Origin of the sequence: Bacteriovorax sp. Seq25_V (assembly GCF_000447795.1) — a bacterium.
GTDB lineage: Bacteria > Bdellovibrionota > Bacteriovoracia > Bacteriovoracales > Bacteriovoracaceae > Halobacteriovorax_A.
Map to the genome: position 1 here is coordinate 173,686 of NZ_AUNI01000017.1, position 21,752 is coordinate 195,437.

The 21,752-nt window shown below is 38.0% G+C and carries 19 protein-coding genes and 2 rRNA genes; 4 read left to right on the forward strand and 17 right to left on the reverse strand.

What is annotated here, in order from left to right:
• Positions 1 to 38: 38 nt before the first annotated feature.
• The 4 genes from hisC to M900_RS11325 are packed head-to-tail and all read left to right on the forward strand — an operon-like array spanning position 39 to position 3,895.
• Positions 39 to 1,166, forward strand: coding sequence for a histidinol-phosphate transaminase (gene hisC, locus M900_RS11310; RefSeq protein ID WP_021274987.1), 1,128 nt, complete (start codon positions 39 to 41; stop codon positions 1,164 to 1,166).
• Positions 1,163 to 2,185: a fumarylacetoacetate hydrolase family protein gene (locus M900_RS11315; RefSeq protein WP_021274895.1), complete on the forward strand. Its 1,023-nt coding sequence runs from the start codon at positions 1,163 to 1,165 to the stop codon at positions 2,183 to 2,185. Before hisC ends, M900_RS11315 begins: the two co-directional genes overlap by 4 nt.
• Positions 2,172 to 3,260 carry a homogentisate 1,2-dioxygenase gene (locus M900_RS11320; protein ID WP_034732460.1) on the forward strand — a complete coding sequence of 363 codons (1,089 nt, stop codon included), beginning with the start codon at positions 2,172 to 2,174 and terminating at the stop codon, positions 3,258 to 3,260. Before M900_RS11315 ends, M900_RS11320 begins: the two co-directional genes overlap by 14 nt.
• A gap of 8 nt (positions 3,261 to 3,268) precedes the next feature.
• A complete protein-coding gene (locus tag M900_RS11325; protein ID WP_021274923.1) occupies positions 3,269 to 3,895 on the forward strand; it encodes a flavin reductase family protein in 627 nt (208 codons plus the stop codon).
• Between the two features lie 10 nt (positions 3,896 to 3,905).
• Here M900_RS11325 and M900_RS11330 read toward each other — a convergent pair whose 3' ends face one another.
• The 17 genes from M900_RS11330 to M900_RS11415 all read right to left on the reverse strand — a co-directional run bounded on the left by M900_RS11330 (position 3,906) and on the right by M900_RS11415 (position 21,657).
• On the reverse strand, positions 3,906 to 4,295 hold the full coding sequence (locus M900_RS11330; RefSeq protein ID WP_021274948.1) for a response regulator: 390 nt from the start codon (positions 4,293 to 4,295) through the stop codon (positions 3,906 to 3,908).
• Positions 4,296 to 4,442: 147 nt separating this feature from the next.
• Positions 4,443 to 5,726 carry a trigger factor gene (gene tig, locus M900_RS11335; RefSeq protein ID WP_021274884.1) on the reverse strand — a complete coding sequence of 428 codons (1,284 nt, stop codon included), beginning with the start codon at positions 5,724 to 5,726 and terminating at the stop codon, positions 4,443 to 4,445.
• Positions 5,727 to 5,815: 89 nt separating this feature from the next.
• Positions 5,816 to 6,583: a tRNA pseudouridine(38-40) synthase TruA gene (gene truA, locus M900_RS11340; protein WP_021274882.1), complete on the reverse strand. Its 768-nt coding sequence runs from the start codon at positions 6,581 to 6,583 to the stop codon at positions 5,816 to 5,818.
• A complete protein-coding gene (locus tag M900_RS11345; protein WP_021274983.1) occupies positions 6,570 to 7,517 on the reverse strand; it encodes a hypothetical protein in 948 nt (315 codons plus the stop codon). Before M900_RS11345 ends, truA begins: the two co-directional genes overlap by 14 nt.
• A complete protein-coding gene (pssA, locus tag M900_RS11350) occupies positions 7,504 to 8,250 on the reverse strand; it encodes a CDP-diacylglycerol--serine O-phosphatidyltransferase (RefSeq protein ID WP_021274879.1) in 747 nt (248 codons plus the stop codon). The genes M900_RS11345 and pssA overlap by 14 nt, the downstream gene beginning before the upstream one ends.
• The gene (locus M900_RS11355; protein WP_021274986.1) at positions 8,247 to 8,885 is read right to left on the reverse strand and encodes a hypothetical protein; all 639 of its coding nucleotides are present in this window, start codon (positions 8,883 to 8,885) and stop codon (positions 8,247 to 8,249) included. Before M900_RS11355 ends, pssA begins: the two co-directional genes overlap by 4 nt.
• A gap of 31 nt (positions 8,886 to 8,916) precedes the next feature.
• Positions 8,917 to 9,516 (reverse strand): hypothetical protein, encoded by a 600-nt coding sequence (locus M900_RS11360; protein WP_021274918.1) that lies wholly within the window; start codon positions 9,514 to 9,516, stop codon positions 8,917 to 8,919.
• Positions 9,516 to 11,072 carry an RIP metalloprotease RseP gene (gene rseP, locus M900_RS17235; RefSeq protein WP_021275002.1) on the reverse strand — a complete coding sequence of 519 codons (1,557 nt, stop codon included), beginning with the start codon at positions 11,070 to 11,072 and terminating at the stop codon, positions 9,516 to 9,518. Before rseP ends, M900_RS11360 begins: the two co-directional genes overlap by 1 nt.
• 10 nt (positions 11,073 to 11,082) lie before the next feature.
• Complete coding sequence (locus M900_RS17240) at positions 11,083 to 11,904, reverse strand: phosphatidate cytidylyltransferase (protein WP_084703582.1); 822 nt, start codon at positions 11,902 to 11,904, stop codon at positions 11,083 to 11,085.
• Positions 11,905 to 11,917: 13 nt separating this feature from the next.
• Positions 11,918 to 12,670 carry a polyprenyl diphosphate synthase gene (gene uppS / locus M900_RS11380; protein ID WP_021274946.1) on the reverse strand — a complete coding sequence of 251 codons (753 nt, stop codon included), beginning with the start codon at positions 12,668 to 12,670 and terminating at the stop codon, positions 11,918 to 11,920.
• Positions 12,671 to 12,676: 6 nt separating this feature from the next.
• Positions 12,677 to 13,231 (reverse strand): ribosome recycling factor, encoded by a 555-nt coding sequence (gene frr / locus M900_RS11385; RefSeq protein WP_369751678.1) that lies wholly within the window; start codon positions 13,229 to 13,231, stop codon positions 12,677 to 12,679.
• Positions 13,232 to 13,249: 18 nt separating this feature from the next.
• Positions 13,250 to 13,957, reverse strand: coding sequence for a UMP kinase (gene pyrH, locus M900_RS11390; protein ID WP_021274896.1), 708 nt, complete (start codon positions 13,955 to 13,957; stop codon positions 13,250 to 13,252).
• A gap of 74 nt (positions 13,958 to 14,031) precedes the next feature.
• Positions 14,032 to 14,916 (reverse strand): translation elongation factor Ts, encoded by an 885-nt coding sequence (gene tsf, locus M900_RS11395; RefSeq protein ID WP_021274909.1) that lies wholly within the window; start codon positions 14,914 to 14,916, stop codon positions 14,032 to 14,034.
• Positions 14,917 to 14,955: 39 nt separating this feature from the next.
• Positions 14,956 to 15,747 (reverse strand): 30S ribosomal protein S2, encoded by a 792-nt coding sequence (gene rpsB / locus M900_RS11400; protein WP_021275003.1) that lies wholly within the window; start codon positions 15,745 to 15,747, stop codon positions 14,956 to 14,958.
• A gap of 186 nt (positions 15,748 to 15,933) precedes the next feature.
• Positions 15,934 to 18,372: a DNA translocase FtsK gene (locus tag M900_RS17575; protein WP_021274873.1), complete on the reverse strand. Its 2,439-nt coding sequence runs from the start codon at positions 18,370 to 18,372 to the stop codon at positions 15,934 to 15,936.
• A gap of 121 nt (positions 18,373 to 18,493) precedes the next feature.
• A 5S ribosomal RNA gene (rrf, locus tag M900_RS11410) occupies positions 18,494 to 18,610 on the reverse strand.
• Between the two features lie 123 nt (positions 18,611 to 18,733).
• A 23S ribosomal RNA gene (locus tag M900_RS11415) occupies positions 18,734 to 21,657 on the reverse strand.
• Positions 21,658 to 21,752: the final 95 nt, after the last annotated feature.

A 21,752-nucleotide genomic window follows, 5' to 3' on the forward strand; every position in this document is an offset into this window, starting at 1 on the left:
AAATTGATATTCTTCAGCTGCAAATTAGGAGTAAATTAATGAATAAAGAATTAGTACCAGATTACTTAAAAGAACTGCAAACATATCAGGCCGGGAAGCCTATTGATGAAGTTGCGCGCGAGAAAGGCCTAACAAAAATTAGCAAACTTGCCAGCAACGAAAATCCACTTGGTCCATCTCCATTTGCAATTAGAGAAATGACAAAAGGTCTCTGGGACCTTCACCGCTATCCAGACATGCATGCTTTTGCACTCAAATCAAAACTTGCTGAAATGTATAACCTAAAAAGAGAAAATATTATTTTAGGAAATGGTTCCGAAGGAATCATGGGTTATATTGCTCGTGCTTTTTTAAGACCAGGTGATGAAGTTCTAACTTGTGAAAATACATTTATTGGTTTCTACATTCTTGCAAGATCAGCAGGTGCAAAATTAAAACTTGTACCCCTTGATGACTCATACCGCTTTAATGTCGCAGCACTTGCTCAAAATATAACTGAGAATACAAAAGTTATCTATATTGCAAATCCAAATAATCCTACAGGTACTTATATCTCTAAAGAAGAATTCGATTTTCTTATGAGACACGTTCCAAAACATGTTCTCGTCATACTTGATGAGGCATACTTTGAATTTGCTATTGGACAACAGGACTATCCAGATTCAATGGATTACCGTTACGATAACGTTCTAACTCTAAGAACATTTTCAAAGGCCTACGGACTCTCTGGAATCCGTGTAGGTTATGGATTTGCTCATGAAGAACTTATCTCGTACCTCACTAAAGTAAAACTTCCATTCGAACCAAACCTTATTGGGCAACTTGGAGCCGTTGGAGCTCTTGAAGATCAGCCACACCTTGAGAGAACTCTTAAAAATAACAACAAGAGATATGATGAACTATTTGCATATCTTACTGAAAAAGGTTTTAAGCCAATTCCATCAGTTACTAATTTCGTGACAATTAAGACAGGAAGCTCTGAAGCGTCTGACCATCTCTTTCAAGCCCTACTTAATCACGGTGTCATCATTCGTCCACTTAAGGCCAATGAGATGCCAGATTTTGTACGAATTAGTATTGGAACAAAAGAAGAAATGGGTCACTTCTATGAAGCCATGGAAGCAATCATACCTGAATTTATGAAACTCTACGGGAGTCAATTATGAAAATATGTCGCTATATCCACAACTCAAACATTCGCCCAGAACCACGCCTTGGTATTTTAACTGATGATGGTCGTGTGATTGATGCTAACTATGTTTGGGCCTGTGACTATGAAAGAGAAGGGAAGTACAATTTCTGGGAACGTGCTAATTACACATGCCCTTCAAGTCTTTCTCAAATTTTAAAACTCAAAGATGATCCGATTGATTTTCTAAGTGAAACTTATGGACTTTTCCTATTCCTCGAAAAAGTTGGCGACCTTGAATTAAGAGATGGAACTCCAATCGTTTTTGATTTTGAAAATACAGGAGAGGTAAAACTATCATCCCCAATAGATAAGATTACAACTTATCGAGACTTCTATGCACATGAAAAGCATGTTCAAAAAGGCTTCGAAAAGCGCGGAGAAAAAATTCCGGATGCATGGTACGAAATACCAGCCTACTACAAGGGACCAACTCATGGTTTTATTGGACCAGAAGAGGAAGTTCTCTGGCCAAGTTATACAAATATTCTCGACTACGAACTTGAGCTTGCTATGGTTGTAGGAAAAGAAGGAAAGAATATTAAACCTGAAGATGCAGCTTCTCACATTTTTGGCTTCACAATACTTAATGATATCTCAGCTCGAGATATTCAAAAGAAGGAAATGGCAATCAGACTCGGACCAGCAAAAGGCAAGGACTTCTGTTCTGTTATTGGGCCTGTTATTGTTACTTTCGACGAATTTGACTTCATTGAGCCAAACTTAGAAATGAAAGCAATTGTAAACGGAGAAGAGTGGTCTCACGGCTTCTCGGGTGATTCGCATTTTTCATGGGCACAAATGATCACTCATGTTTCACAAGATGAGTGGGTACTGCCTGGTGATGTATTTGGAAGTGGAACAGTTGGTACAGGTTGTGGGCTCGAACTTGATAAGTGGATTCAGCCTGGAGATACGATTGAATTGCAAGTTGAAAAAATTGGAAACTTAATCAATAAAATTGGAAACAAGGGAAATGGTAATGGAAAATTTTAGAGCTAGTGGAACATACACAAAGCAAGCTCATGTGGATATCCCAGAAGGACTTTACGAAGAGGAGCATGGACGTAAGGGCTTCTTTGGAAGAGTAAGCCACCTTTATCATGAAAACCCACCAGTTAATTGGACTAATATTGAAGGTGAGCTTAAGCCGAGGGCATTACCTCCTCTATTTTCTCATAATGATATCAAAGAAGGCTATAAAGAGATTTTAAAGAATGCTGACTGCATTGTCAGTCTAGGCTACTTCACTAAAACAAAACGTATGTTTTTTAGGAATGCTGATTTTGATGAGCTTTTCTTTATCCATGATGGTTCAGGAAGAATTGAATCAATCTACGGTCACCTTAATTTCTCTAAAGGTGATTACATCGTCATGCCTCGTGGGACAACATATAAATTTTTCTATGAAACAAAGTCAAAAATTCTTAAGATAGAATCAGCATCTGAATTTGAAGAGCCATCAAGGGGAATTCTCGGACCAAACGCTCTTTATGATCAAACGGCAAAAGTTTATCCAGAAGCAGCAGTAGGCTCTGAAACAGATCTTGATGAGTATGTTGTAAGAATTAAAAGACTTGGAGAAATAACAAAAGTTACTTATCCATTTAATCCTCTTGATGTAAAGGGTTGGAAGGGTTCTGTATATCCATGGAAAATTTCTATCTATGACTACTGCCCTATTATGAGTCATCGTTATCATATTCCTCCATCTGGTCATACAACTTTTGTCGCAAAGAACTTTGTAATTTGTTCTTTCGTTGAGAGACCTCTTGAAGATAAGAAACATAAAGTATTGAAAGTCCCTTTCTATCATTCAAATATTGATTACGATGAAGTTCTTTTCTATCACCAAGGTAATTTCTTTAGTCGTGATAATATCGATGCAGGAGCTTTAACTTTCCACCCACAAGGGATTCACCATGGGCCTCATCCAAAGGCTTTTAAAGCTGGTGATGACAAATTATACACTGATGAATACGCAGTAATGATCGACACGAGATACCCATTAAAACCAACAGAATGGTTTTCAAGTGTTGAAAATAAAAATTACTGGAAAAGCTGGATGTAGGAGAAACGATGCTAAGCTTTGATACAAATAAAACATTTCAAGAAAACTATAAATTCCTTATTGGCTCAATATTACCAAGACCAATAGCAGTTGTTTCGACAATAAATGAAGATGGAAGCAATAATGTTGCTCCTTTCTCTTTCTTTACAGCTGTTAGTGCCAAGCCAATGATCGTTGCTTTTTCTCCAATGATTAAAAGTTCGACAGGAGAAATGAAAGATACTCCAAGAAATATCTTTAGAGAGAAAGAGTTTGTGATTAGCTTTGTTACTGAAGATATCATTGCGAAAATTAACTCTTGTTCTCAAGAATTACCATATGGAGCAGATGAGTTTATTCACTCAGGGCTAACACCAATTGATTCAGAAATTGTAAAAGCCAAGCGAGTTAAAGAAAGCCCAATTCATTTTGAATGCATCTACAGAGATCATATTAGCTACGGTGACCAACCAGGATGTGGTCAAATTATCACAGGTGAAGTTGTGAAAGTTCACATCAATGAAGAACTTTATGACCAAGGTAGAGTTAGCACAGACGCATTTAAACCGGTTGGTAGAGGTGCTGGAAATGACTGGATACTTTGTGACAATCGAGTTGAACTGGACAGGCTAATGGCCGCTCAAATCCAAAAATAGTCGCCTTTAATTAGGCGACTTGCTTTTGAATCTCTTTAACAACCTGACCAATCTTAAGCTTAAGATCATCAATCTTGAATGGCTTCGCTAAGAAATGATTTGTAAAATTCTTCGCTTCAGAAATATTCTCAGGAGTGAAACCACCAGAAATAATGATTATTTTTGTACGAGAGAAGTTTGCCTCGTCACTTAAGTGGTTTAACACCTCAAGCCCGTCGAGCTTTGGCATCGATAAATCAAGTAATACAATATCAAATTTTTGATTTGTAAGCTTTCTCATAGCATCTTGGCCATCATATGAGCAAAGTACTGATTTAAATACTGGAAATTGCTTCAGCGTCTCAGCAATCATGTCCGTTAGTTTTCTCTCGTCATCTACGACTAATACACTTAAGCTCATATTTTTCCTCAAATCTAAATACTTATATTATTAATATATTACGAAAGATTCGGGATTATACTGAAGTTAATTTTATCTAATTTTTCTTAAACTGATTGATTTCGAGAGGTTGCCCCAGACCCAGAAAAGGTCTGAGGCGTATACTTTTTATTTAATTTTAACGTCTTCTGCCAACTTCTTAAATGTTTTCTCTTCTCTGATTGCATACATAAGATTCGACTTCATTTTCTCATCTTTCATGTAGAATTCTTTAACTTGTTCAGGTTGAAGCCCTGTTAACTTAGCAGACTCTTCAATCTTAACATCTAGATCAGCATCAGTTGCTTCAATGTTATATTTCTTAGCTAGTGTATCTAGGATTAGACCAGACTTAACTTGGAAGATTGCTTTTGTTGTAAGGTCAGATGCCCACTTAGAGAAATACTCTCCTAACATATCTTCAGAGAAACCTTGTGACTTAAGATTATTTGAAAGATCTTGCTTTAAGTAGTTTTCTTGTTGAACAACCATTGCCTTTGGAACTTCAAAAGAATTTTCTTCGATTAGTTTTTCAAGGATTTCTTGATTTAACTTTTCTTCTACTTGTCTTTCTTTTTGCTTTGTTAGATTTTCTTTTGTCTTTGTTTGGAAATCAGCAACAGACTCGAAACCTAATTCTTTAGCCATTTCATCATTAAACTCTGGGTAAGATCTTTCTTTAATCTCTAATAGTTCAACATGAAACTTAACTTGTGCTTCTTTAAGGTCTGCAACGTGGTAGTCAGCTGGGAAAGTTAACTCAATAGTCTTCTTATCACCTTTCTTAAGACCGATCATTCCATCTTCAAATCCTGGAATAAATTGTCCAGAACCGATTTCAAGAAGGTACTCTTCACCCTTCATATTTTCTGGTTTTTCACCATCAGCTTTTTCACCTTCAAAGTTAAAAACAGCGAATTGTCCTTTTGCAAGTTTTGCTTTTGCATCAGCAACTTCTTTCATTTCAGCTTTTGGCGCTAAGTAGTTTTTCTTAACGTTTTCAACTTCTTCTTCTTTAACTTCTACTGAATCTTTCTTAAAAGAAAGCTTTGAGTAATCTTTAAGTTCAACAGTTGGGAATACTTCAACAACGGCATCAAAACTTACCGATTTACCTTGGTCATACTTAACGTTTTCAAGAGCTGGGTAACCAACCATTCTTACGTCTTCTTTATTAACCGCTTCAAAAAGTTCTTTTTGTAGAAAGTTATTTAGAGCATCAGACTCAACTTGTGGACGGTATAGTTTTTCAACCATAGCCACTGGAGCTTTACCTTTTCTAAATCCTTTAATATTTACTGTTTTCTGCTTTTGCTTAAGCGCAACTTTGATTTGTTCTGTTAAATCAAGGTTATCGAATGTAAAAACAAATTTCTTAGTGCATCCATTAACATTTTCAACTTTATAAGCCATTACACTGTCCTTTCTTGCATTGCTTCATTTTTAAAAATAATCTCTGAAAAACTATCGAAAAAAGCGATGAAAGTCAATGAAAAGCAATTTTAATAGCTAACTTGGACTAAATATAAACCCTGTGGAGGAGCCGTTGGTGCAAATTTCTGAGTACTTTGTATGGCCATATAATCTCTCAAATCCTCAATAGATTTTTTTGACGAACCCACCGACCAAACACTGGCCATAATTAAGCGAACCATCTGCTTTAAAAAACCATTTCCTTTTATTTTTAAAACAAAAGTATTCTCTGGAAAATCAAAGATGTGGTGTGAAACCTTTTCGACTCGACACTCTGTAATCGTTCTGACTGTTGATTTCACAGGAGTCCCAACTGTTCTAAAGTTTTCAAAATCATGTTCACCAATAAATAATGAACATGCTTGATTCATAAGTTCCAAATCAAGTTCCTGATTCAAAAAAGTTAATAGCTCTTGATAGTGAGGACTAATGTCTTTAGAAGTTGAAAAATAGTAGTGATATTCTTTTTCGATAGCATCAAAAACAGGATTGAAGTCTTCGCTAGCAACTTCAACTTCCTTAAGTTTAATATCTGCATGAATGAGTGAGTTAATCGCTTTCTTAAACGCTGAGGACTCAATTCTAAGGGGTGTAGCAATACGAATAGCTTGCCCCAAAGCATGAACACCCGTATCCGTTCTTCCGGAGCCTATTATTTGAATATCACTGATCTTACAATTTGAAATTTTAGCGACAACTTTTTCAATCTCACCCTGGATAGAGATTTGATCGGGTTGCTTTTGCCAACCCGAAAACTGTGTCCCTTTATAAGAAACGATTGCTTTATAGAAGTTCAAACTTGAACCCAAGTCCAAAAGAAGTGCCAGAGATACCAAATTCATCTGACTTACTATTTGAAGCATCCATCATTCTTCCCGTGAATGCTAAGGAAAAATCTGATACTTCACTATTCGTTTTTAAATAATTTGCCCATGAAGGAAACATCTGGGAAAGAGATAACTCAAGACTAGCTTCAGCCGCATACCCAGTTAGTACCTGACGAATATTTTTATCGTCATCCTCTTCACCTCTATCAGAACGATTTTGTATTACACCAACTGCAAGTCCACCCGCTGCAACACTAACTCCAACATAGCGGCCAAGATTCAATTTTGACCCTAGCATAAAATCAATAGGTAAAAGCCAAAGATTAAAACTTGTTTCACTTAATGAGCCATCATCAATAAAGCGTCCCCTACCAGTGTTGTAAGATAAACCAGTATTAGTCTTCCAATAGAAATCAAAAGCTCCACGGTAAAACATCTTCTGGTATGAAAGTAGAAAATAACCACTCTGCCCTGATTTTGCAGAGTTTTCATTTCTAAATGTTTTTTCAAAAACATCACCTTTTGAATTATACGTGAAAGTATCGTAGAGATATGTAAACGTTAGCGCTGAATCAGCTTTTTGGAAAAGCTCGAGTGCTAATTCTGAATTTTTAAATTCAAGATAATTTTCATTACCTTCTTTTGGAACATCGTACTTCTCTGTCCATTCATCACTTGCTCCAACAGGAACTCCCATTCCATCAGAACTTAAACCTTCTTTCTCAACAAGGTTTTCTTTAATTCCATTTTCCAAATAAGGCGATGTCGCCTCTAAATCAGAGTTCTCATATGGCGATTCAGTAATCTGCCCTGGAAGGTTTTGTTCAGCATCTGTCTCAGCAAAAACTGAGAAAGAAACAAAAAGTGTAATTAATAGAAGTAAATTCTTCTTACTCTTCTTCATCCTCATTCCAATCAAAGATATGTGACATCTCTTTGCGTTTTACAAAAGCGTATACTAAACATGATAGTACATAAACAACCATAACACAAAGAATCATAAACTGCTCATGAAGTAAAATGAGAGCAAAAGTTAGAAAAATCAACGCAAGAACTTTCCTTTTATTCTTCTTCACAAATTCAGAATCTTTGAAAGAGGCAAAAGGAATACTTGAGATCATCAAAAAACTAAAAAATAAAGAATAGAAAATTGCAATATACTGCGAGTATGGACCAAAATCCAACTCCGTCGCGCAGAGAACAAATCCAATTACAGCAAGAGCAGCACCAGGAATTGGCAAACCTTGAAAATAGTCAGATGAAATTTTATCAATATTAGCATTAAACCTTGCAAGCCTTAAAGCTCCACAAAGAAGGTATATAAAGGAAATAACGAGTCCTACTCTACCTAGACTAACAAAGAACTTCATGTAGAGAAGAAGTGCTGGAGCCATTCCAAATGAAATAACATCACTAATAGAATCAAACTGCTCCCCAAAAGCCGATTGAGTACCAGTAAGTCTTGCAACTCTCCCGTCAACCATATCAAAAATAGCCCCTAAAAGAAGAATCATTGATCCAATATAAAACTGGCCTCTAATTGCAAATATAATGGAACTAAAACCACATGCCATATTAAGGGCGGTAAAAGTGTTTGGTAAAAAGAATGCTATTCTCTTTGGTCCTTGGATAATCATTTATTTTCCTCTTCATTAAAACGAGCAACAATTGTCTCAGTCGATACAACTCTACTTCCATCAGCTACTTCAACATCAAAGCTTTTTGGTAATATAATCTTAGTGATTCCACCAAAGGGAAAGAAGCCAATAGAGGACTGTCTTCTTCCTCGATCTCCAGGAAGAACAACTAGGTCAGCAACCTTTCCAGTAAAGTAACGTATAAAATTTAAAGTTATAACTCTATTTTTTTTATCTTTAAGCTCAAGCACAATTCCACGCTCTGGCACAAAATCAGCATCTGACGAAAAACGATAAAGATACGAATCTTTATTCATAATAAGGTTTTTAATCTCACATGTAATCGGCAAGTAAATTCCAAAGTTATCAATAAAAGAAGTTCTAATTGTCACAACTTTTGAATCTTCTTCTTCTTTTATTGCAACAACTTTCCCACTAATTGGTGCATACACTGTCCCAAGTGTGGTGATTTGATCTTCATGATCAAAAACGATCTTCTTTCTATAGAAAAAGAAATGTGCCGCAAGAATTAATGCAGTTACTAGGAATAATAGAAAACTACCTATCACGAGAAAGAAAAGAAGTGCTGTTACATAGTAGAACATTGCTGTTCGCGACATATATGATAATTTCATTCAAAGAAATTACCAATATCTTCCTAGATTGTCATTTGCTGCTTTTACTAAATTCAACTTCAACAGGTCGAAAATAGAAAGGCTTTTGACGCATATCGGCTTCAACTACAAACTTGAATACTTTAGAGCAAGACTTTTCAAGAAGTGCAACTGAATCAAAAGCGTTCTCAATTCCCTTCGTCCCCTGTCCAAATGTAACGAGCCTAGAGTTTGCCCCAACATAATCCTCAAGAAACTCTTGAGCTGAAACGAGTTTCTCATCTCCCACAGGAGTGCGAACATAAGTTTCACTCTTAAAAGCCGGATAGAACCAATAATCCCACTCTACGCAAAGAAGTTCACAAAATAAATGAGAAGGAAAACTATAGATTTTCTTTCCCTCAAGCTCCAGTATTTGGTTAATCCCTTCAGAGACTCTCATGCCCGTATAAGAGCCTGGACCAGAGATCGTGAAATATGCAGCAATATCTGAAACAGACAAACCATGCTTGGTAAGCAAAGCATGGATTTCTCCGTGTATAATTTCCGAAGTTCTCTTTGTTTCAATAAAGAGCTTCTCAACCCATTCGTAATTCGAGTCAAGAAGTCCAATCGTTAAATTATTTGTCGTATCAAGATATAAGTAGTTCATTATAAAAATCTGATAAAGTCGTTAAATAAAGCTCCGACCATTAAGAGCAGTAGAAGTGATAACCCAAATTGCTGAGCAATTTCAAGCTTTCTTCTTGAAAGTGGTCCACCATTAACTACTTCGAGGATAATAAACATAATATGGCCACCATCAAGAACAGGGATTGGAAATAAATTAATTACTCCCAAGTTCACAGAGATTAATGCCATCAACTGAAAGAAGTACGACATACTTGTATTAAATGAGTCAGATGCAACTTTTCCAATAGCAAGCGGTCCACCAATATTCTTAAAAGAGGTCTCAGCGAAAATAAGCTTCTTAAATCCTTCTAGGGTTTTCTTAATACTTTCAATTGTACGAGAAAAACTCTTCTTCACAGCATGACCAAACGATAGCGGTTCAGTGTTTACATACTTACCACCAACATACATACCAGATGAGTAAACCCCAATTAACTTAACTGTCGCCCCAGAGATAGTTTTGACTTCAGGGACAATAGTTTTTTTCAAGGTTTCACCATCTCTGATAACCTCAACCTCAACACCACTACTATCAGAATCCTGAACAAGCTTTCTTAGAGATTCAAAACTTAAGACAGTTACACCACGAACCCTCTTAATAATGTCCCCAGATTTTAGCCCCGCTTTATCCGCTGGCGAATTCATATTCACACTCTTCACTACGAGGTCAACAGGAAATAAATTTTGATTCACCACCGACTCATGGATTGAAACTCCAGAGTGATTAAACTCCACAGCAGGAACAGAAACATCAAGTTCTGGCTCATTTTCTAAAACAGATTGTGTCGATAATTTATGTAAGTATATTTTCCCACTCGAAAGCTCAAGCTCTTCTAATGATGTAGACCAATCAATTGAAGATTGATCAGTTGAGAGTCCATAATACTCTCCAGCAGCAGACTTAAGAACTGGCTTTATCAAAAGTGGTGGATACTCCGCCATTTTTTCAAAAAACTCATCTGCAGTTAAATCAAGATTAACAATGACAGGTGTTCCTAATCTCGAAACCTCAAGTGTCCTGATCTTTCCATCAGACTCAAGTAAGATGTCACTTGGAGAAGATATCACATTTTCGTTAACTTTCTTTAACACATCACCAGATCTTAACCCAAGCTTATAAAACTCAGAGCTAATTTCAATATTACCCATTTTAATTTCAGGAACTTTTTCGCCTGTAACAAATAGTGTGAAAAAAATAAAAAATGCAAGAATAAAATTTGCAAGTGGTCCACCAAAGACAATCCAAAATCGTGCCATCTTACTCTTAAAAACAAAGCTATATCTTCTTAAGTTCTCTGGAACATCTTTACTATTTAATGGGTCATCGCCAAACATCTTCACATATCCACCAAGTGGAATGAGCGAAATAGCATACTCCGTGAAACCTTTTTTAAATTTTAAGATTTTTGGTCCAAATCCAATTGAAAATACTTCAACTCGTACCCCAAAAAGTCTTGCAAACAAAAAGTGTCCAAGCTCGTGAAAGAAAACCAATGGACCTAAGAATAAAATAAATATTGCAATTTTTTCTAACATAATTTCTTCCTTAAAAATTAATGTAATTCATAAATGTCGCATAAAAAGGTGCGACAAAAATTAAACTATCAATACGATCATACACTCCACCATGTCCAGGTATAAGTGATGAACTATCTTTGATTCCAAACTGTCTTTTGAATTTTGATTGTACAAGATCACCAATCTGAGAAAGTAATCCAAATACAACAAATAGAGCTAGATATTTAACTCCATTAAAGCTGACGAGTAAGTTCCAAGCAACCGTTCCAACGATACCAGAAAATAAGGCTCCGCCAACAAGACCTTCAATTGTTTTATTTGGACTAACCGATGGCCATAACTTGTGCTTGCCAAAGTTCTTTCCAAAAAACCATGCCCCAGTATCCATACCAAAATTAATAAGCATCAGTACGACAATAACTTGGATCCACTTTCCGTAGAAAAGTAAGGAAGCAAGGGATGCCATTGGAAATAAGCAAAATAGCGCTACGACAAACGGGAATTTAGAAAGAATATCTTTAACAAAACCTGACTCCATTTTTGTCCCAAATAGGTAAAAGAGCATAAATGAATTTAACAATAACCCAGCATTAACGAGCATATAATTAAGGTCAAAACTTTTATCGACAATATTGAGATATACAAAAGGAGCAACAAAGATTAACTGAGTAACAAGGTAGCTAACCGAAAATCTTTTCTTTTTAATAAAATTGCAAAAGAGTTCATCCACGCAAATCATCCCTACTACAGCTAGGAAAATAATAGTTTGGAACAAACCTGAATATATTATCGAGCAAACAATCGCAGCTAAAACAAGCGCTGAAACTATTCGCTGTTGTGTATTAGTCATTAATTTCTCACTTTTAGTAGAGACTATGGTTAGACTTTGCCAAGCATTTCGTCGATTCAAGACTTTCAGCTTCTTCAATAGCTCCAAATCTTCTCTCACGGCACTCAACTGTTTTTAATATATTGATAAACTCTTCTTCACTAAATTCTGGCCACTTTGTCTGAGTAAAAAACAACTCGGCGTAAGCAATTTGCCATAGAAGAAAATTCGATACTCTTTGATCACCGCCAGTTCTAATTAGAAGATCAATATCTCCTACTTCCGGATGATATAAAGACTTAGAAATTGATTCCTCACTAACTTCCTTACCTTCTGAAATTAATTTATTCACAGCCCTTACAATTTCATCTCTCCCGCCGTAGCCAAAAGCAAATGATAACTTAAGCCCCTCAAAACTCTCAGTAAGTTCTTCAAGATCTTTAACTAGCTTAATTGTCGCTGGAGGAAGTTTTGAAATATCTCCAATTACTTTGAATTGGATTCTATTTGTAATAATTCTTTCTCTTTCTTTAAGAAGAAATTTTTTTAAAAGTTTAAATAACGTTTTGACTTCGAACTCTGGACGACTCCAGTTTTCTGTAGAAAATGCGTATAATGTTAAGGACCTTAATCCAACATCATCAGCGGCTTCGACAATATTTGAGACGATCGAGCTCCCTCTGATGTGACCCCAGACTCTTTCATGGGCACGTTGCTTTGCCCATCGACCGTTGCCATCCATTACGATGGCAACATTCTTAATTTTGTCGACTTTAAAATCAATCATATCTGATTAAACTGTAAGAACTTCTTTTTCTTTAGTTTCAATAACCTTATCAACGTCTTTGATAAAGCTATCTGTAATTGTTTGAATTTCTGCTTGAAATTTTTTAGAATCATCTTCAGAGATCTCTTTATTCTTTTCAGATTTTTTAACCTGATCATTTCCATCTCTTCTGATATTTCTAATTGCGATCTTCGCATCTTCTCCAAGCTTTTTAATTTCTTTAACTTGTTCCTTTCTTCTTTCCTCAGTTAGCGCAGGAAATTGAATACGAATTAAGTTACCATCGTTTGATGGATTTAAACCAAGATTTGCATTAATAATTGATTTTTCAATTTCTGGAATTAATGTTTTATCAAATGGTTGAATCTGCAGAAGTCTAGCTTCTGGAGTTGAAATTTGTCCAACTTGCTTAACTGGAGTTGGAGAACCGTAGTAATCAACCATAACACCATCAAGAACATTAGCAGATGCTCTACCTGTTCTAACTTTTGATAATTGATTTTTTAAAGATTCAATAGATTTAGACATTCCACGATCTAATTCTTGTTTTATTCCTTCAATCATTTTATTACCTCGTACTTATTTAAAAACTCTAGTTCCAATTTTATCACCAGATACTGCTCTCGCTATATTACCCTTTTCAAACATATTGAAAACGATAATCTCCATAGCATTATCCATACATAAAGAAATTGCAGCAGAGTCCATTACTCCAATTCCTCTATTTAGAACATCAATATACTCTAATTCTTCGAATTTGACAGCATCTTCATGCTTCATTGGATCTTTATCATAGATTCCGTCAACTTTAGTAGCCTTGAAAATAACATCTGCGTCAATTTCATTAGCCCTAAGAGCTGCCGCCGTATCAGTTGTAAAATATGGATTCCCTGTACCTGCAGCAAAAATCACGATTCTCTTTTTCTCAAGATGTCTCACTGCACGTCTTCTAATATATGACTCACAAACTTCTGGCATTGTAATAGCTGACAGAACTCTCGTGTATAGCCCGCGTCTCTCAAGACTATCCTGAAGAGCGAGTGAATTGATAATCGTTGCCATCATCCCCATGTGATCAGATGTCGTTCTATCCATTCCCTTTGTTGTTCCCGCAACTCCTCGGTGAATATTTCCACCACCAATTACGATAGCAACCTCTACACCCATTGCGCTTAGATCTGCAATTTCACCTGAAATCTGAGAAAGAACTTCAGGACAAACACCGTGCCCCTTCTCTCCCGCTAAAGCTTCCCCTGACAATTTTAATAAAATTCTCTTATATTTCATTGATCCCTCTCAAGTCTTTATTTCAGGCAAAAAAAAGGGGCTTTAAAAAGCCCCTTAATTTATATAATAATTTTTTATTGCTTAGCAGTTAGCTTTGCAACTTCGTCTGCTAGATTGTCTTCTTTCTTCTCAACACCTTCACCTAGGTTAAGTTTATTGAAAGATTTAACAGAAATCGTAGCACCTGTATTCTTAGCAACTTCAGCTATTAGCTTAGAAATTGAAAGATCTGGGTTCTTAACGAATGTTTGCTCAAGAAGACAAACTTCTTTTGCAAGCTTAGCAAGTTTACCTTCAACGATTTTACCAATCATTGCTTCCGGCTTACCTTCTTCTTTAAGTTGAGCTGTATAAACTTCAGCTTCTCTCTTTTTGAAGTCTTCATCAATATCTGAACCAGATAGGAACTTTGGATCTGCAGCAGCTACGTGCATAGCGATATCTTTCGCTAATTCTTCAACTTCTGCTCCAGTGTTTGTTGTATTTAAATTAACAACAACACCGATTTTTCCACCGTGGTTATATGTACCAAAAACACCTTCAGTTTGGTCAATTACCATTCTTCTGATATCAACTTTCTCACCACACTTAAGTGTAAGCTCAGTAGCTTCACCATTCATTGCAGTTTGAAGAGCAGCAATATCAGCTGGCTTATTAGTAAGTGCATAGTTAGCAACTTTCTTTGCGAAACCTTGGAAGTCATCACCTTTAGAAACAAAGTCTGTTTCACAGTTTACTTCTACTACAACAGCAGTGTTACCTTCGTTAAGTGTTACAACAACACCTTCCGCAGCTACTCTACCTTGTTTCTTTGCAGCAGTCGCAAGACCTTTAGTTCTTAGAAAATCGATCGCCGCTTCTAAGTCACCATTAGTTTCAGTCAGGGCTTTTTTGCAATCCATCATCCCTGCACCAGTTTTTTCTCTTAATTCTTTAACAGCACCAGCCGTAATCGCCATGATTACCTCTCTATAGTTTTTAGTAATAAAAAGTTTTAATTAAACGTCTTCTTCTTCACCAGCAAGATCAATATCGTGCTCGTACTTAGAAAGAATTTCATCTTCTAAAGCTTTATCTTTTGCAGATGCTCCAGATCTAACTTTAGCAGCTCCACCAGCTTCATTAACAGCAGATGCAAAGTAATCAGCAAATAGAGAAATTGACTTGATTGCATCGTCGTTACCTGGAACAACATAATCAATACCTGTTGGATCACAGTTTGTATCAGTGATAGCTACAACTGGAATACCTAGTGTATTTGCTTCTTGGATTGCAATTCTTTCATTGCTTGGATCTACGATAAAGATTGCTCCTGGAAGCTTTCTCATATCTTTGATACCACCAAGGTTTTTCTCTAGTTTTTCAACATCTTTAGAAACTTTGATTCTTTCTTTTTTAGTTAAAAGTTCGAAATCACCTGTTTCTTTCATTTTTTCAACTTTTCTTAGTTTATCAATTGAAAGGTTGATTGTTTTATAGTTTGTAAGCATCCCACCTAGCCATCTGTGAGTTACGTGGAAAGCACCACAAGACTCAGCTGCATTTCTTACTGTTTCAGAAGCTTGTCTTTTTGTAGCTACGAAAAGAACTGGCTTACCTTCAGAAGCAACTTTTTTAATGAAGTCGTGAGCTTTTTTTGCAAGAGGGATAGTTTTTGCAAGGTCAACGATATAGATACCGTTTCTTTCTCCAAAAACATACTTTTTCATTTTTGGATTCCACTTGTGTGTTTGGTGACCAAAGTGTGAACCTGCTGCTAATAGGTCTTTGATGTTTAATTCTTTAGACATAAATACTCCTAGTTGGTTAGTCTAATCACCCCAAGCCAACGGACCAACCGTTGAGGTGAATGTTATTTTCGCGATATTGCGATTGTGAAAATTTGTAACACTTTGTCACTAAAGAATCAAGCTTTAAAACAAAGAAAAGCCCATTATAGACAGGGCTTTAGATATGGCAAGAGGGTAAGATTCAACCTAAAATTGTGCATCATCACCAGAGTGTAATACTTTTCGCGGTTTTGAACCTTGAGCCGGTCCAACAACGCCTCTTCTCTCCATTTCCTCAACAAGATTTGCTGCTCTGTTATAACCAATCCTCAATCTTCTTTGAAGCATTGACGCCGAAGCTGATCTCGACTCCACAACAATTTTTAGTGCCTCACCATACATATCATCATCTGCAGAGTCTGATGAAGAAGGAATATGCGATCCATATGTGTAATCATCTGTCTCAACTTCACCACCACTCTCAAGAAAATCCATTGCATTTGTATTAAACTCACATGGAATATCTTCTAGTTTATTAGTCAGTGCTTCAATCTCGTCTTCATTAACATATGATGAGTGAACACGCTGCGTAGAAATACCATGCTTGTAAAGCATATCTCCCTTACCAAGAAGTCTCTCCGCTCCCATTTTATCAAGAATTGTTCTCGAGTCTGTTTGCGAAGTTACTCTAAACGAAACCCTTGTTGGGAAGTTAGACTTGATAACCCCAGTAATAACATCAACAGACGGCCTCTGTGTCGCTAAGATAATATGTATACCGGCCGCTCTCGCTTTTGCTGCAAGACGAGCAATATTATTTTCAATTTCTTTTCCAGCCTTAGTTAAAATAAGGTCAGCGAACTCATCCACAATAATTACAAGATAAGGCAACTCGTAATCCTCAGCTCCAGAGTCTTCATAAAACTGATGAATATTTGCAAGCATTGATGGCGTTGCCTTCTCGAGCTTATCATTAAATCCTGAAATATTTCTAACCCCAAATTCACGAAGAATAGAATATCTTCTTTCCATCTCCTGAACGGCCCACAATAGAGAAATTGAAGCCGTCTTCGCATCAGTAATTACAGGCATCACAAGGTGTGGAAGTTTTGAATAAAGAGCAAGTTCTAATTGTTTAGGATCAATTAAAATTAACTTCATTTTTTTCGGAGACTTCTTAATCAATAACGAAACAAGAAGAGAGTTAATAAAAACTGACTTACCAGCACCAGTCGCACCGGCAACAAGCATGTGCGGACAACTTGCAAGATCGATAACAAACGGCTCACCAAATGCATCTTTACCCATCGCGATAGGTAGTCCATATTTGGATTTTTGAAAGTCGTCTGAATTAAGTACCTCATCAAGGTAAATAATCTCACGCGGATTTCTTGGTACTTCAATACCAACAGTATCTCTTCCCATCATTGATGGAACAACTCTAATAGGTACACCATACAAAGCAAGTGAAAGATCCTCTGTCGCATTGGATATCTTCGATACTTTTACACCTGCGCCAGGCTTGAACTCGAACGTATCTACAACAGGCCCTTTTAGAACATTAACAATATTACCTTCAATCTTAAATTCATTGAGCTTAGCTTCTAGAAGACCTATGATTTGTTCAAAGTATTCGCTATCTGGCTCACGATTCTGCTTAGCTTCTCTAGTTTCGCTAAGAGTTTCAACAATATTAAAATACTTATTGTCAGAAGAGGTATCCGCAAATTTATTAAGTGTTTTAATATCTGAAACCATTCTAACCTGAGGTTCTCTTCTTGGGGCTACACCAGTGTCAGCATCAAGTTCGTTACTAGCATTCTCCAAGTTTTCGTTTACGTTATCTGATTTAGGGCCAAAAACTTGTGTAAAACTCTTTTCTTCTTTTGCTGCCACAACTTCATCAGAAGATTCGTCAGTTGAGTCCGACTTATTGAAAATCGAAGGAACAAACTTTTTAAATCTAGACTCTTTATCGTCAATTTTTTCTACAGATGACTTCTTATCATCTGGCTGACTTAAAAAGAGTGGTTTTTCACTCGTCTTAGACTTAAGCAATGATGAAACTTTATTTTCAACACTTGGGGTATGTACTCCCTCAGATTTTTGAAGAAATGGAAGAGACTTAACCTTTTCATTTACGGCCCTATATTTTGAAGGGATAGACTTAACTGCTACGAATGCATGCTGAAGTGTGTCTTTGAAAGAAGATCTAAACGTCCCAACAAGAAATAATATCAATGAAGTGAAACAATATAGACCTAACCATAGAGGCTCGAAAAAATCATGTAGGAAAAAATAAATTCCTCTACCTAGAGCTGACGGATATGCGAAGTAAACTGCTGTAGAGAAAAAGAATATGAGAGCGAAAAAGTTTAAAGTATCCACCATAAAAGTTCGCTTGTCATAAATGAAAGTGAAACAAAAAGCGAAAATCATGAAGGGCACAATTGACCATGGACCAGTGTAATAAGAAACGTAAGTTACGAGTGAAAAAAAGTAGTATGTGATGATATTGCCAGAACCGGCAGACGTAATTGCAAAGCTATTATCAGGTAAATCATTACCATAATAGAAAGTTACAAAAGAGAAAATTGTCATTACAAATAGTAAAAATAGCTGTGATTTTAATATATTACGTTTCATATTGTAATTGTATCTTGATGAGTAAGTAGGTGTAAATGGCTTTGGAGATATTTGAGATATATTATTTTCGAAAAAAGGCAAAAAAAAAGCAGATCTTTGATCTGGCTTTTTTAAAATATAGATGGTGCCTCTTCCTAGTCTCACACCAAGTCCCCCTGGCACTACCTTCGGCGATAGCGGGCTTAACTGCTGAGTTCGGGATGGGATCAGGTGTTTCCCCGCTGCTATCGAGACACCAAAACTTTAAATCTTGATGTTTATAATAAATTTTAAAGATCTTTGCAAGCTTTTTATCACTCACAATATAAGTTTTAACACTTACAAAACAGAACCAGATAGAAACGAACTCATAAGTTAAAGTTAAATAAAGCAAAAAGACAAATTAGTATCGCTCAGCTCAACACATTACTGCGCTTACACATGCGACCTATCAAGCTCGTAGTCTACAAGCTGTCTTATGGAAATCTTATCTTGTGATGGGCTTCCCACTTAGATGCTTTCAGCGGTTATCCCTTCCGAACTTAGCTACTCGGCGATGCAGCTGGCGCCACAACCGATACACCATAGGTTCGTCCAACCCGGTCCTCTCGTACTAAGGTCAGATTCACTCAAATTTCCTACGCCCACGGAGGATAGAGACCGAACTGTCTCACGACGTTCTGAACCCAGCTCGCGTACCGCTTTAATTGACGAACAGTCAAACCCTTGGGACCTGCTCCAGCCCCAGGATGCGATGAGCCGACATCGAGGTGCCAAACCTCCCCGTCGATGTGAACTCTTGGGGGAGATCAGCCTGTTATCCCCGGAGTACCTTTTATCCGTTGAGCGATGGCCCTTCCACTCGGAACCACCGGATCACTAACACCGTCTTTCGACCCTGCGCCACTCGTTTGTGTTGCAGTCAAGCTCCCTTATGCGTTTACACTCTACGCCCGGTTTCCATGCGGGCTGAGGGAACCTTTGTGCGCCTCCGTTACTCTTTAGGAGGCGACCGCCCCAGTCAAACTGCCCACCAGACATTGTCCCCCGACCAGATTATGATCGCAGGTTAGGATTTCAATTAGCAAAGGGTGGTATTTCAAGGATGCCTCCACGTACGCCGGAACGCACGCATCAAAAGCTCCCACCTATCCTACGCATTACTAATCAAAAACCAATGTCAAGCTACAGTAAAGGTTCACGGGGTCTTTTCGTCCTTCCGCGGGTAGCCCGTATCTTCACGGGCACTCCAATTTCGCTGGGTCTCCTGTTGAGACAGTGGGGAAGTCGTTACGCCATTCGTGCAGGTCGGAACTTACCCGACTAGGAATTTCGCTACCTTAGGACCGTTATAGTTACGGCCGCCGTTTACTGGGGCTTCAATTCAAAGCTTCTCCCGAAGGATAACCTCTCCTCTTAACCTTCCAGCACCGGGCAGGCGTCAGACCCTATACTTCCACTTGCGTGTTTGCAGAGTCCTATGTTTTTGATAAACAGTCGCTACCCCCTTTTCACTGCGACCCCCATAAGCTACACCAGCAAGTGATGTCACCAATAGAGGCGTGCCTTATCCCGAAGTTACGGCACCAATTTGCAGAGTTCCTTAACAAGAGTTATCCCAAGCGCCTGAGGATTCTCTCCTCATCTACCTGTGTCGGTTTACGGTACGGATTAATAACAATCTCCATGCGAAGCTTTTCTGGGAAGCATAGGGTTACGAACTTCGGGCAAGCCCTCGTCATCACGCCTCAAGGTTAATGGAAAAACGGATTTGCCTATCTTTCCCCTCTACACGCTTAAACCACCATCCAATAGGTGGATTCGCTACCTTTCTCCGTCACTCCTTCATGTCAAACGATTATTACTAAGTACAGGAATATTAACCTGTTGTCCATCGATTACGCCTTTCGGCCTCACCTTAGGATCCGACTAACCCTGGGCGGAGTCACCTGGCCCAGGAACCCTTAGATTTTCGGCGGGAGTGATTCTCACACTCCTTGTCGCTACTCATGCCATCATCAGCTCTTGTGGGACCTCCAACGCTCCTTACGGTACGCCTTCATCGGTAAACACAATGCTCTCCTACCACTCTTTCGAGTCCGTAGCTTCGGTACGTATCTTTAGCCCCGTTACATTTTCGGCGCAGAACCACTAGTCCAGTGAGCTATTACGCTTTCTTTAAAGGGTGGCTGCTTCTAAGCCAACCTCCTGGATGTCACAGTAGTTCCACAACCTTTCCCACTTAGACACGATTTTGGGACCTTAGCTGACGGTAAGGGCTCTTTCCCTCTCGACCACGGACCTTAGCATCCGCAGTCTCACTGCCTGGTATTACTTAACGGTATTCTGAGTTTGATATGGTTTGGTAAGATGGTAATCCCCCTAGCCAATTCAGTGCTGTACCCCCGTTAGTATTCGCCAGACGCTGCACCTAAATGCATTTCGGAGAGAACCAGCTATCACGGAATTTGATTGGCCTTTCACCCCTATCCACAAGTCATCCCAACAGTTTTCAACCTATATGGGTTCGGTCCTCCACAAGGTGTTACCCTCGCTTCAACCTGCTCATGGATAGCTCATCCCGTTTCGGGTCTACGACATGCAACTAATTCGCCCTATTAAGACTCGGTTTCCCTACGGCTACACCTGCAACGGCTTAACCTTGCTACATATCGTAACTCGATGGCTCATAATGCAAAAGGTACGATGTCATGCCTTACAATAGCACTTCATCCGATTGTAAGTATACAGTTTCAGATTCTATTTCACTCCCCTCATCGGGGTTCTTTTCATCTTTCCCTCACGGTACTTGTTCACTATCGGTCAGTAAGTAGTATTTAGCCTTGGAAGGTGGTCCTCCCAGATTCAGACAGGGTTTCACGTGCCCCGCCCTACTCAGGATACTGCTAGCCACGATCAACTTTTAGGTACGAGACTTTCACTCTCTTTGGTCATACTTCCCAGTATGTTCCCCTAATATCACGCATACACATTGCAGTCCTACAACCCCAGGTAGTAAACTAACTGGTTTGGGCTCTTTCGCGTTCGCTCGCCGCTACTAGCAAAATCTCAATTGATTTATATTCCTCGAGGTACTAAGATGTTTCAATTCCCTCGGTTCGCTCCTACATAGCTACTTTACTCACTATGTGGTTACTAATGTTTCCATTAGCAGGGTTCCCCCATTCAGAAATATCCGGGTCAAAGCCTGCTTGACGGCTCGCCGAATCATATCGCAGTCTAACACACGTCTTTCTTCGCCTCTTACTGCCAAGACATCCACTGTATACCCTTAGTAGCTTTATCTAACCTAACTAAAGTATTACTTGTAATTCTTGTTGTTTTTTACTTATGAGTTCTCGTCTTCTATCTGATCCTGTTATGTAAATGTTAAAGAACAA